Annotated in this window: 10 protein-coding genes; 5 read left to right on the top strand and 5 right to left on the bottom strand. The window is 52.0% G+C overall.

Features of this window, described 5'->3' with window-relative positions; genetic code table 11:
* Positions 1 to 3 precede the first annotated feature (3 nt).
* The 3 genes from IQ268_RS24505 to IQ268_RS24495 all read right to left on the bottom strand — a co-directional run bounded on the left by IQ268_RS24505 (position 4) and on the right by IQ268_RS24495 (position 3,272).
* Complete coding sequence (locus IQ268_RS24505; protein ID WP_193884726.1) at positions 4 to 1,785, bottom strand: site-specific DNA-methyltransferase; 1,782 nt, start codon at positions 1,783 to 1,785, stop codon at positions 4 to 6.
* Positions 1,786 to 1,880: 95 nt separating this feature from the next.
* Positions 1,881 to 2,819 (bottom strand): hypothetical protein, encoded by a 939-nt coding sequence (locus IQ268_RS24500; RefSeq protein ID WP_193884724.1) that lies wholly within the window; start codon positions 2,817 to 2,819, stop codon positions 1,881 to 1,883.
* A gap of 147 nt (positions 2,820 to 2,966) precedes the next feature.
* Positions 2,967 to 3,272: a ribbon-helix-helix domain-containing protein gene (locus IQ268_RS24495; protein ID WP_193884722.1), complete on the bottom strand. Its 306-nt coding sequence runs from the start codon at positions 3,270 to 3,272 to the stop codon at positions 2,967 to 2,969.
* A 345-nt stretch (positions 3,273 to 3,617) separates the two neighbouring features.
* Here IQ268_RS24495 and rpaB point away from each other — a divergent pair, with 345 nt between their 5' ends.
* The 4 genes from rpaB (at position 3,618) to IQ268_RS24475 (ending at position 8,603) form a co-directional block, all read left to right on the top strand.
* Entirely contained in the window at positions 3,618 to 4,367 is a 750-nt protein-coding gene (gene rpaB / locus IQ268_RS24490) for a response regulator transcription factor RpaB (protein WP_193884720.1), read from the top strand.
* Positions 4,368 to 4,555: 188 nt separating this feature from the next.
* A complete protein-coding gene (locus IQ268_RS24485) occupies positions 4,556 to 5,995 on the top strand; it encodes a TldD/PmbA family protein (protein ID WP_193884718.1) in 1,440 nt (479 codons plus the stop codon).
* Positions 5,992 to 7,338 carry a TldD/PmbA family protein gene (locus IQ268_RS24480; protein ID WP_193884709.1) on the top strand — a complete coding sequence of 449 codons (1,347 nt, stop codon included), beginning with the start codon at positions 5,992 to 5,994 and terminating at the stop codon, positions 7,336 to 7,338. Before IQ268_RS24485 ends, IQ268_RS24480 begins: the two co-directional genes overlap by 4 nt.
* A 143-nt stretch (positions 7,339 to 7,481) precedes the next feature.
* A complete protein-coding gene (locus IQ268_RS24475) occupies positions 7,482 to 8,603 on the top strand; it encodes an AI-2E family transporter (protein WP_339383537.1) in 1,122 nt (373 codons plus the stop codon).
* Here IQ268_RS24475 and IQ268_RS24470 read toward each other — a convergent pair.
* Together IQ268_RS24470 and IQ268_RS24465 are read right to left on the bottom strand one after the other, a co-directional pair.
* Complete coding sequence (locus tag IQ268_RS24470) at positions 8,600 to 9,724, bottom strand: ABC transporter ATP-binding protein (RefSeq protein ID WP_193884707.1); 1,125 nt, start codon at positions 9,722 to 9,724, stop codon at positions 8,600 to 8,602. The two genes, IQ268_RS24475 and IQ268_RS24470, sit on opposite strands and share 4 nt — an antisense overlap.
* A gap of 268 nt (positions 9,725 to 9,992) precedes the next feature.
* Positions 9,993 to 11,075, bottom strand: a complete 1,083-nt coding sequence (locus IQ268_RS24465) for a Fe(3+) ABC transporter substrate-binding protein (RefSeq protein WP_193884705.1) — start codon at positions 11,073 to 11,075, stop codon at positions 9,993 to 9,995.
* Between the two features lie 531 nt (positions 11,076 to 11,606).
* On the opposite strand from IQ268_RS24465, the gene carB reads away from it, so the two are divergent.
* On the top strand, positions 11,607 to 12,785 hold a 1,179-nt coding region (gene carB, locus IQ268_RS24460), incomplete at its 3' end, for a carbamoyl-phosphate synthase large subunit (protein ID WP_193884703.1).

The following is a 12,785-nucleotide window of genomic DNA, read 5'->3' as shown; positions in this document are numbered from 1 at the left end:
GCACTAGCCTCTAAACTGATAAAGTTCAAACGGCAGTTGACACACTGTAATTTTATAGTGATGTAACTGTGACTCATTCAGAAAATTCATCGGCGCAAAAACAAGGCAGTGCCGAGAGGAATGAACGCTCAACTGTTGCGCTATTTCTAATGTCAACCCCGTTGTTTTTAGCCACTGCAAATCAGGTTGATACAGCAAGTAAAGATCGTGTTGTTTAGTGTTGCCGATGTAATAGGGTGCCGAGCCAAGCTGAGCTGAGTCAAACGGTTGTCCTGTTGCGGTATAAAACACGTATCGAGCTAGCTCTTCATAGGATGGCAGTTGTTCACCCGACAAGACGGTGTTTAATTCAATGGGTTGACCCAACTTAAAGAAGGAAAAACTGCCTCCTAATCCTGACATACGGCTTTGCTTTGAAGTTGCGGCCAGTCCTTGAATCACTCGTTTCACCCTGGCGGCGGTGACGAATTCTGCATAGTCTTCAGATTCAATTAATATAAATTTTCGGTTTTTACCATCCTCGTTATTCACCTGCAATACCGCATGAGCCGTTGTACCAGACCCCGCAAAGGAGTCTAAAACAATGTCACCGTCGGATGTGCAATAGCGAATCAGGCGAGCTAATACCTCGTGATCCTTAGGATTATCGAAGGCGTGCCCTCCCATCATTTGCCGCAAACGTTTGACGGCGACTTGAGCCTGGGAATAAATAACGCTAGGCATCACCTGCATTCCAACTCCTGTATCCTCTTCGGCGCGATCGCCATCCGAACGGCTCGCCACATCCTCATGCAGCGCAGCGGAAACTGGACGAAGGTGAGCCTTGCGAAACGGCGGTTGAGTGTGATCGGCGCGAAACTCTACTAACTTCATGTCGATCTGCCGTTGCATTGCTTCTGGCGTGGCAAAGCGCCAGCCGTTGGCTGGAACCGCGCACGGTTGCTTTGTGTGGGGATGAATGACCTCATAGCAAGGGCCTCCAGGGGTCGGCCATGAGATATCGCGATCGCGCCAGGGGCCATGCTGATCCACATGCTTGTAGCGACTCAGCTTCTTGGCGGGATGCTGTTTGTCTAAGGTGCGATACCAGCGTTGCAGGGCTTGTGCAATGGCGCGATCGTCATCACCATACTGTTGCCGCAATTGGCAATACTCTGTCCAAATCTCGTTGGCTCCAGGTTTGGGTTCTCGCCAAATGGTGTGGAGCGATCGCAAGGTTGCCAGTGACTTCGCATACACCACAATATAGTCATGGGCGATCGAAAAAAGCTTTGCATCGTTTTTTCTGCCTTTTTCCCACACTAATTGAGCAATGAAATTGCCGTCTCCAAAAATTTCATTCATTAACATCCGCAAATGATGCACCTCATGATCATCAATAGAGATGAACATTACGCCATCGTCGCGCAATAGCTCTCGTAAAAGCTTTAGCCGAGGCATCATCATACACAGCCATTTATCATGCCGCGTCAAGTCCTGATCATCAATTGGTTTGTTGGCCTTCAGCCACTCCTGCATCATGGGCGAGTTAACGTTGTCGTTATACATCCACCCTTCGTTACCTGTGTTATAAGGTGGGTCAATGTAAATTAATTTGATGCGATCGGCATAGGTTGGTAACAATGCTTTTAGAGCAATTAAGTTATCACCATGAATAATCAGATTATCGTCTAAGCTAATTTCCGGGGTAACGCTCGCGGCTGAACAGGGAATCAGCGGGTGATAGTTCAGTGTCAGATGATGATTTTGGACAAACTGTTTTCCCTTGAATTGCAGAGATGGCATGAGTCAACGGCTTCCACGCTATACACAATGGATTTAACAGAGATTCGCGGCGGGTAACAGGGAGATTAATCCTACACTGCTCTTTCACCGCCCCACTAAGGTTGCTGTAATACTCTAGTGGACGTGTAGGCATCGTCCATGATACTGGTGATATGAGCTTCGATCGCAGCAACGATCGCCGTTTCATCGTTCGCCGCAATGATTTTGCGAAACCCACTAATGCCTTGTTTTGTTACATTGGTAATAAAATGAACAGCTACTTGATCGGTTGTTTTGGCGTGATAGTGAATCACAATATCGATCGCGCTAAAACACTTTCTGGCGCAGGCTTTGGTCAGCATAAAGTTAGGAACATCATTGAGATAAGGTGTCCATCTTTTAAAGTCAATCTGGCTTCGTTTCAGCTCACACAATACTAAAATCTCTTGACCAGACGGTGTGTTAATTGTCTTTAAAGCATCAATATCATTGATAGAAAACTGTCCAGAAAGATAGGTTCTGGTCCATCGTTGGAAGGTATCGTTGATCGATTGGTTGATGGGTTTAACGAGCGGTTCATCCCAGGCCAACGGATTGCGGCTCTGGTTAATCTGTTGGGCATAGTGTTGGGGAGCGACCAGACCAGAGAAATTAAGAGCCGCATCAATCACAAAAAACGGGTTTTCTACAGCGGGCGGAGGCTCTGCGGCAAAGGCAACGATCGCCACTGGCACCTCAAATCGTTGTTGTACGCGAAGGGATAACTGTTGGAGGGGTTCACTGGGAACAAACTGGTTCACAGCCCACTGGTTGGGCAACTCAACGGCAAGAAACCCCATCAGCAAATCGTAGTGAGACGGCAACCAGAGTCGTCTATCGGGTACAGCAAGGGTTTGAGGGGGTTGCATATGACCCGGAAAATGACCGACAAACCGCAGCGTGATCGCTCCCTGGGTTTGATATTTTTCTGCCGTTTGGGCTAATCCAGACACCCAGAACTCGCGGCGAAAGAGCGCCAGGTTCAGCCAATCGCAGCGCTGTGTTAGAAATGCCATCGTCTATTGGGCGCTTGTAAACGTCCAGGGTGCCCGCAGAACTCGGCATCAGTAAACCGTGAAATCCCTGAGGGGCGATCGCTCACCCTACCCCAAAAGGATGCTTTCCTGGAACATTAGGAAGCGAATGCGGCCACTTGCACTATTTCACCCATTTTCTAGGGAATGGTCGCTCGCATCCCGCATCGCTTCCGTGTGGGTGCGGTCGGCATGATGGGCAGCAGACCCTTGCAGATTAGTTAATGCCTTGCTAACAGCTTGAGTTGTTTCTTCTAACGCCGACAGACGACGCTCTACGTCGCTTAACCTCGCCTGACACGGCACTACACCCAGAGATAGCCTGAGTGCTTCAATCACAAAGTCTGACTTGGACTGCCCCGTTTGCTTAATGCGGGCATCTAGCGCCTCTGCCAACTCACGGGGAATCCTGACACCAATGAATGGATTTGCCATGTCATTCAATTGAATGAGGCTTGAGCGTCGATAATACCAAGTTGGAGTGGCTTTTTGAGAATTGTGACGCAGTTTTATAGTTTGCTGAAGTCGCTGCTCATATAGGTGTCACGATCGCTCTATGCTGTCAGGTGGGGCGATTCATGAACTAGCGCGTAAAAAAGCCTGTGGGTTTCGTTGCAGAGTGAAAACATTTGTTATCATTTGTTATCAGGAACGCTAGTGTCCCGCCCCGGTCAATGCTGGGGTCAAGCGATTAGATGTCATGCAACATCCAGGATTGGAAGGATTTTTTGGCCAGATTGCCAACGCATTGTTGAACACTCAGTAGGGAGTACTAGGCAGTTGGTGAATAGCGGAAAGAAGATTTTGATTGTCGATGATGAAGCCGTGATCCGTCGCATCCTCACGACTCGACTCTCAATGGTGGGCTATCAGGTGGTGTCTGCGGCGGATGGATTGGAGGCTTTGCAGATTTTTACGGCAGAAGCTCCAGATCTGGTGGTGTTAGATGTCATGCTGCCTAAATTAGACGGCTATGGTGTTTGCCAGAAGGTACGGGAAACCTCTGAGGTGCCCATTATTATGCTGACGGCTCTAGGCGACATTGCCGATCGCGTCACCGGGCTGAAAATGGGTGCCGACGATTATATTCCCAAACCGTTTTCGCCTAAGGAGCTAGAAGCCAGAATTGAGGCCATTTTAAGACGAGTGGGGCGATCGCACCCTACCGAACTGGCTGAAAACCTGACTGAGGAGCAGGCGCTTACCATTGGCACACTGCGAATCGACCTGCCAAAACGGCAGGTGTATCTCAACGATACGCGCGTTCGCCTGACCGGAATGGAGTTTGATTTGCTCAAACTGCTGGTGAATCGCTCGGGAGAATCGATCTCCAGAACAGAAGCACTGGAAGAAATTTGGGGATACAGCCCTCGTAATGGTGGCGACCTCCGAGTGGTTGACGTGCACATTTCTCGGCTGCGATCGAAGCTAGAACGCGATCCAAAGAGTCCCGAATACATTCATACCGATCGCGGTGTGGGCTACTTTTTTCGGCGACTGTCCGATCTGTCCCATGCGATCGGAGCGTAAAGGCTGCTTCAGTGTCACCCAGCGTCTCAAACACGCTCGGTTTCACCTGTCTGGGTCTCACCACGCGGATTGTAGTGGGCTTCGCTTCTCGACAGTAGAGCGATCGTTTTGAACCAACAAGATAGAAGCACTTAGGTAGACTGAAAGGATGGGCGTTACGCTCCTCCTGACTTTATACCTCTGTATTCATGATTTCTGAACTCTCACAGGTGCTTGAGTCCCTAGACCTCCCCGCCGACTGGGTTGGACTGCGGGCGGTTAAAGAAGCAGTTGATATTCGCCGAGTTCGCGATGGCCTCCCCCAACGCAACGGCAAATCGACGAGCGCTGGTGTCATGGTAGAAGTGTTGGTCAACGGTCAAATTGGCTACAGTGCTACCAACTCATTTCAGGCAGCATCGATCAAGGCAGCGGCAGCATTGGCCTATCAACAGGCATTGGCCGCCAGCCAGTGGGCCATCTATCCGTTGACAACAGCACAGCGACCAAAGGTGGTTGGAGAATACTGTTCTCCTTTTTTAAAGCCCTTTGATGCGCTGACCCCCGGAGATATTAACCAGGTACTTGTGCGGCTGTGCGACACGCTGAATGTTTCCGACCGCATCGTGCAGACGAACGCAATGGCGATCGCCAACGAAACAGACTCCTGGTTTGTTAGCAGTAATGGTTCTGAAGTCTATCAACGCTTTTTGCTGCTCGAAACCCACTTTGGCGCAACGGCTCAAGATGGGGCGATCGTTCAACAGCGAAGCAACAACGGATACCTGGCTCATTCCTATCAGGGTGGGTGGGAACTGTTTCCCGATGCAAATCTATGGAACCGTGCCAGACAAGTGGGTGAACAGGCGATCGAGCTACTGACCGCCGAAGAATGCCCGACCACCGCTACCACCTTGCTGCTGGCACCCGATCAGATGATGCTGCAAATTCATGAAAGTGTGGGGCATCCCCTGGAACTCGATCGCATCCTGGGAGACGAGCGCAACTATGCGGGCGGCAGTTTTGTGAAACCGTCTGACTTTGGGCAGCTTTCCTACGGCTCCAAACTGATGAATATTACCTTTGACCCAACCGTGGAGGGTGAATTTGCCAGCTACCGCTTTGACGACATTGGCACCCCGGCAACACGGGAATATCTCATTCAAGAGGGCGTGCTGCAACGCGGCTTGGGCAGTTTGGAAAGTCAGGCTCGGATGGGCGTAGATGGGGTCGCTTGTGCCCGCGCTAGTTCCTGGAACCGTCCACCAATCGATCGCATGGCCAACCTGAACCTGGAGCCTGGAACCGATTCCTGGCAAGACATGATCGGCGATGTTGAGCATGGCGTGTATATGGAAGCCAATCGTTCCTGGTCGATTGACGATCGCCGCTACAAATTTCAGTTTGGCTGCGAGTACGCCAAACTCATTGAAAATGGTCAGGTGACTAAAACGCTCCGGAACCCCAACTATCGCGGCACCACGCCAGAGTTTTGGCATCGGTTGGTTAAGGTGGGCGATCGCTCCACCTGGGAAATTTACGGCACGCCCTATTGCGGCAAAGGAGAACCCAATCAGGCGATTCGGGTGGGGCATGGTTCTCCGGTGTGCGCCTTTGAAAATGTAGAAGTATTTGGGGGAGGCGCATGAAACCAGAGGAGCTTGCCAAGCAAGAAGCCACGTTCAACCAACTGACAACCGCCCTTTTAGCGGAACTGAAGGCAGACGAGCAGTTAACCATCGAACTGTCCGGTGAACACAGCCAGTTTGTGCGATTTAACACGGCCAGAGTTCGCCAAACCGGAGACATTACCGATGGTCAGGTTCAACTCACGTTGATGCACAACCAGCGCAGCAGTTTTCGTGAGTTTCCGTTTGTGGGCAACTGGGAGATAGACTGGCCAGAAGCTCAAGCCGCTCTGGCCGATCTGCGGCAAGAAGTGCCCCAACTACCGAGCGATCCGTACCTGGTATTGCCCACCGGAAACGCCAGCAGTCGAGATGTCTATTCCGGGCAACTGCTGGCACCTGAGGCGGTTGCGGCTGCCGTGTTGACCGATGTGAGCGGGCTGGATTTTACCGGAATTTATGGCGGAGGAGCCTCAATTCGAGCCTATGCCGACTCTGCCGGACAACGGCATTGGTTTGCCACCGAAACCTTTGCCCTCGATTATTCCTTGTTTGCAACCGATGGACAGGCGGTAAAGGGCACCTTTGCCGGAAGCCACTGGGATCAGTCGGCCTATGGGGCAAAACTGGCAGACTCGAAGTTGCAGCTAGAGCGTCTGGCAACCTCGCCCAAATTCATCCCCAAAGGGCAGTACCGCACTTATCTGGCACCCGCCGCGATCGCTGAACTCGTCAGTATGTTTTCCTGGGGTGGAGTCAGCGAAGCGGCGTTGCAACAGGGCAGCAGCGCGTTGGGTCTGTTGCAACGGGGCGAAAAGTTGCTTTCCCCCCACTTCAGCTTGACGGAAAATTTTGGCCGGGGGCTGGTGCCGCGTTTTAACGAACTGGGTGAGGTCGCACCGCTAAAATTGCCGCTCATTGCAGACAGAAAGCTAGTCAATACGTTGGTGAGTTCCCGTACCGCCAAAGAATATAGCAAAACGGCAAATGGTGCGAACAGCAGCGAGTCGTTGCGATCGCCCGATCTCTCTCCTGGCACGCTTGCGGCGGCGGAGATTCTCAACGCGCTCGATACGGGTTTGTATTTGTCGAATCTGCACTATTTGAACTGGAGCGATCGCCCTACGGGTCGAGTCACCGGCATGACCCGTTATGCCTGCTTTTGGGTGGAGAATGGCGAGATCGTCGCGCCGATTGAGAACCTGCGCTTCGACGAAACCATTTATCGCTGCTTTGGCGATAACCTGCTGCTGCTAACGGACTTTCAAGAATTCATCCCTGAAGTGGGCACCTATTCCCAACGAAACTTGGGCGGTATGTGGATGCCAGGGGCGATCGTGGCAGACTTTACCTACACGCTTTAGCAGACAGTACAACAGAAGCAGTCTGGCTGTGCGGCTCCAAACCAGCCGTGCATCTCGTAGGGGTCTGCTAGATTACGCCACTCGCCAGTCAAATCTTGGCAGAATGAAGAGGATAGTTGTCTGGAGACGGTTATTTGAAAATAGTGCCTGAGCAGCGCGTCTCAATTTCGCTGTCAACGCTCCTGGTAATTATGCTTGCCATTCCGCTGCTGGTCATTCTCTGGCAGTTGAGGAGCCTGGTTGTGCTGCTCATGATTTCGGTTGTCCTGGCGGCGGCGATCGCCCCAGTAGTCGATTGGGCAGAGCGGTGGCGTGTGCCTCGCTGGTTATCTGTCGTCCTGGTCTATTTATCCCTGCTGGGGGGTATCGCTGGGGCAAGCGTTCTGATCGGCCCTGCTGTTTTCTCCCAGATTGAGCAACTGCTGCGGCAACTCCCGGTTTTTGTCAAAAACCTGACGCTGTTTATAGACGACTGGGTGCTGCGGCTCAATGCCACCCGTCCAGAGCTGGTCGATCAGGTGGAACAGTTTCTTAACTTTCAAGGATTCACGAGTTGGGCTATCCGCTCCAGTCAGCAGCTATTGGTGCGTTCCTATAGCCTTACTACAGGCATTGTGGGCGGTGTTTTCAGTCTGGTGTTGTCGTTGTTTATCTCTGGCTATATGCTGGCCGACAGCCAAACCCTGATCGGTGGGCTGATTCACCTCCTACCCCAACCGTGGGATGACCGTCTGGCGGCGCAGGTACAACCCATCAGTATTCGGATTGGTAGCTATATTCGAGGACGGTTTCTGGTTTCTGCAATTTTGGGCATTGCCATTACGGCGAGCCTTAGCGTTTTGGGGTTGTCGAACTTTGCCCTGGGACTGGGCGCGATCGCCGGAGTCACAAATCTAATTCCGTTTATTGGCCCTATTTTAGGAGCGGTACCCGCTTTGGTGGTCGCTATCTCCCAGGGATGGTGGATCACACTATGGGTACTGCTGCTGTTTATCGTTATTCAAAACCTGGAAACCTACGTCCTCGACCCGCTGCTGGTTGGGTCGTCCGTTGGGGTTCATCCGCTTTACCAACTGCTGGCGGTGCTGGGGGGTACCCAGGTGTTGGGCATCATCGGTGCCCTGATTGTGCCGCCCTGGGTAGCTGGAGCTGCCGTTCTAATCGAAAATCTGTACCTTCACCCCAAACTGACCGCAGAAAAGCAGCGAATGATTGTAACCAGCACCCAGAATACGCCCAATAGCCCCCCCAGCCCTGTTCCCTAAGAAGCTGCCGAAGACATTGGGATTCTGGATGGCTCGTGAATTCCTGGAAAAAAGCGCAAGTCTGCGCCCGCTGCGGACAGGCGAACACGCGCCCCAACTGGAATGGCGGTTACTAGTGAAGTGCGAGCGTGCAATTCCAGACCCGAAACGGTGCGTAAACAGTAGCAATATTCTCGGCCTAGAAACTGGCGATCGCGCACAATAATGTCTCCCTGCTCATCGGGTTCAATTGTCAGATCCTCTTGCCGAATCATCAGCACCCCCGTGCGCGACTGAGGCTGTAACTCCTCAGATGAGCCGGGCAAGGGGCGATCGTCTGCGGCAAACCGTCCCACTTCTGTCTGCCAGAACTCTCCCTGCCGCTGGGTTGGTAGAAAATTGGCCTGAGTGACAAATTCAGCGACAAACTGAGAGACAGGTTCTCGGTAAATGTCTTCGGGTGTACCCAACTGCTCCACATGGCCTCGCCGCATCACTGCAACCTGGTCTGCGATCGCCAAAGCCTCTTCCTGGTCGTGCGTTACAAACACGCCAGAGGTTCCCGTCGCTTTCAAAATATCTCGAATTTCCTGGCGCAAATAGAGCCGCACCTGTACATCCAAATTGCTCAACGGCTCATCTAGCAGCACCAGAGCCGGACGGGGGGCTAACGCTCGCGCCAGTGCCACCCGCTGCTGCTGCCCACCCGACAATTCGTGCGGGTAGCGCTTTTCAAACCCCTGCAAGCCTACCAGGGCGATCGCCTCAGCAATTCTGGCCTGCGCCTGAGCTTGTTGTTTGCGATTGCTTTGCTTCAGTCCAAAGGCAATGTTCTCTGCTACCGTCAGATGGGGAAACAGGGCAAAATCTTGAAACACCATGCCAATAGAGCGCCGTTCCGGAGCAACCCAAACCCCAGATGCAGCCACAATCTGCCCTGCCAGTGCCACCTGACCAGACTGAAGCGGTTCAAATCCAGCAATGAGCCGCAAAAGGGTTGTCTTTCCACACCCCGACGGCCCCAATAGACCCAACAGTTCGCCCTGAGCCAGTGTCAACGTCACATCGGCAACCGCCGGAAAATCAGTTCTAGGAAACTGCTTGGTAACACGCTCTACATGCAGGATAGGAGGGTGAGCCATCAAAACAGGTATCAACAGTATAAGGAATCCGTAATCTGCCCCATATGGGTGGACATGTTCCCCTGCCGCCATGAATGAGCGCGTTAGGAAGATGCCCACTCCCTATAGAAGCGCTTATTGAAACTAATCGTCAACAGGTGGGCTAAGGAAGGCCGGGACTTCTTGAAGTTCGTTTGCATTTACAAAGAATGAGTTTTAGAGATTGGCTTCAGATGGAATTCCGATGCAATCTCTAAAACTCATGGTTCAGCAATCTGTAGGTAAGGCTCTATTTCCAGCCAGCGCGATCGGCAATTTGCACCGCTTCCGGGTTGTTTTGCCCATACTCTGACACGTTTAACGTATCCGCTTTAAAGTCTCCCAGCGATTCAATCACCGGATCAACATCCACACCCTCAACCACGGGAAACTCTAAGCTGCCCTTAGCGAAGATTTCCTGAGCATCCGGGCTGACCAGATATTCCAGAAAGGCGATCGCGTTTTCCCGGTGGGGGGCATTAACCACAACTCCGGCTCCGCTGATATTGACATGGGTGCCGCGATCGGCCTGGTTAGGAAAGAAGACACCAACCTGCTCCGCAATCTGCTGATCGGCAGCATCCGAAGACGTATCAAGCCTCGCCCAATAATAGTGGTTAACGACCGCAACATCACACTGGCCGGCGGCAACGGCTTTAATTTGATCCGTATCGCCACCTTCTGGCTCACGCGCCAGGTTGGATACCAAGCCTTTGGCCCAGGTTTCTGCCGCCTGAGGGCCATCGGTTGCAATAATGGAGCCTAAAAGAGACTGGTTGTAAACATTGCTAGAACTGCGAATGCAGACCCGTCCTTTCCATTCAGGCTCAGCCAATGCTTCATAGGTAGACAGTTCAGATGGCTCAACCTGCTCTTTGTTGTAGACGAGCACCCGCGCCCGTTTCGTTAAGCCAAACCACAACCCGTCTGGATCGCGCAAACTCTCTGGAATTGAGCTATTCAGCACATCTGAGGAAACAGGCTGAAACACCCCTTCTTGTTCAGCTCGCCATAGCCGACCCGCATCCACGGTGATTAAGAGATCCGCAGGGCTGTTGGCTCCCTCGCTTTTAATTCGCTCTAAAAGCTCGTCTTCTTTCCCCTCGATCAGGTTGACTTGAATCCCAGTTTCTTCAGTGAAGCCTTGATATAGCGAATCGTCTGTATCGTAGTGCCGAGACGAGTACACATTGACAACGGCATCCCCACTGGCCGTTTCATCAGACGTTTCGCCATCCGCTTGACTGGTAGAGGTTGGGCTAGCACATCCTGCTGTTGCTAGCATTGCCAATCCTGCAATGGTGGCAGCCAATCCTCGTCGTGTAAATTTCATTGCCTTACTCCGTCTCCTTAAATATTGTCGTTGCGAAGCAGAAAGTGTTTTGAAGCAACATAACTAACCGCTTGCGGCAACTGGACTCAGTTTTGACAAGCGCCAGTTAATTGCAAATAATTCTTAATTGATCGACCCTGAGATTTGACAATATAGGACTGGGTTTCCCCTGTCAATAGGCGTTGGCTGATAGCAAATTTCCTCAACAAGTGAGCAGGTGCCTATCGTTGGGTTGCAGCCGCAGTTCCAAATGCACCAGCAAGATTATCCTGGGAACTCCTCAGCGATCGAGCAATATAGCAGACAAAGAGGACAACTACAGGAATAGCCGCGCACGAGGTAACCCATTCCAGCCGCAAATCCAGTAAATCTAAAGATGTTAGATAGCGGCTAACCCTTGTACAGACTGCGTTTCCTGGGGCTACGTCATCAAACCTTGGAAAACTGAGCAGTAATGATACATCACGATCAGGATGAAAGCTTCTAAAATGGTTCTCGATTTACGAACCTTGCCTACCGCACTGAACCCCTATGCCACGCCGCAATGATCTCCACAAAATTCTGCTGGTTGGCTCTGGTCCAATCATCATTGGACAAGCCTGCGAGTTTGACTATTCTGGCACCCAAGCCTGTAAAGCGCTGCGGGATGAAGGCTATGAGGTAGTGCTAGTCAACTCGAACCCAGCCACCATCATGACCGATCCAGAAACAGCCGATCGCACCTACATTGAGCCGCTAACGCCGGAGATTGTAGAGAAGGTGATTGCGAAGGAGCGCCCTGATGCGCTGTTGCCAACGATGGGTGGGCAAACCGCGCTTAATATAGCCGTGGCGCTTGCCAAGAACGGTGTACTGGACAAATATGGCGTTGAGCTAATTGGAGCCAAGCTGCCTGCGATCGAAAAGGCAGAAGACCGCAAGCTGTTCAAAGAAGCGATGCAAAAGATTGGCGTAGAGGTTTGCCCTTCTGGGTTGGCGCAAACGATGTCTGAAGCCAAAACGATCGCCGAGGAAATTGGTAGCTATCCGTTAATTATTCGTCCGGCCTTTACGATGGGCGGATCGGGCGGCGGCATTGCCTACAACCAGGAAGAGTTTGAAGAAATTTCCCAATCGGGTCTAGATGCCAGCCCGGTGTCGCAAATTTTGATTGAGCAATCCCTATTGGGCTGGAAAGAATATGAGCTGGAGGTGATGCGCGACCTGGCCGACAACGTCGTCATTATCTGCTCGATCGAAAACCTCGACCCTATGGGTATTCACACCGGAGATTCGATTACCGTGGCTCCGGCTCAAACCTTGACGGATAAGGAATACCAGCGGCTCCGCGATGCCTCGATCAAAATTATTCGAGAAATTGGTGTGGAGACAGGTGGCTCTAACATCCAGTTTGCGGTGAATCCGGTAACGGGGCAACTGGTGGTAATCGAGATGAACCCGCGCGTGTCGCGCAGTTCGGCTCTGGCCTCCAAAGCCACCGGATTTCCGATCGCCAAAATGGCAGCCAAGCTAGCCGTGGGGTACACCCTGGACGAAATTCCCAACGACATTACTAAAAAGACACCTGCCAGTTTTGAACCCACCATTGACTACGTTGTCACTAAAATTCCCCGGTTTGCCTTTGAGAAGTTTCCGGGCGCGTTGCCCGTTCTTACAACGCAGATGAAATCGGTAGGCGAAGCAATGGCGATCGGGCGCACGTTCCAGGAG

Origin of the sequence: Oculatella sp. LEGE 06141, from assembly GCF_015207605.1 — a bacterium.
Classification (GTDB): domain Bacteria; phylum Cyanobacteriota; class Cyanobacteriia; order Elainellales; family Elainellaceae; genus Oculatella.
The sequence above is the reverse complement of the archived record's forward strand: the minus strand, read 5'-3'. Positions and strand labels throughout refer to the sequence as shown.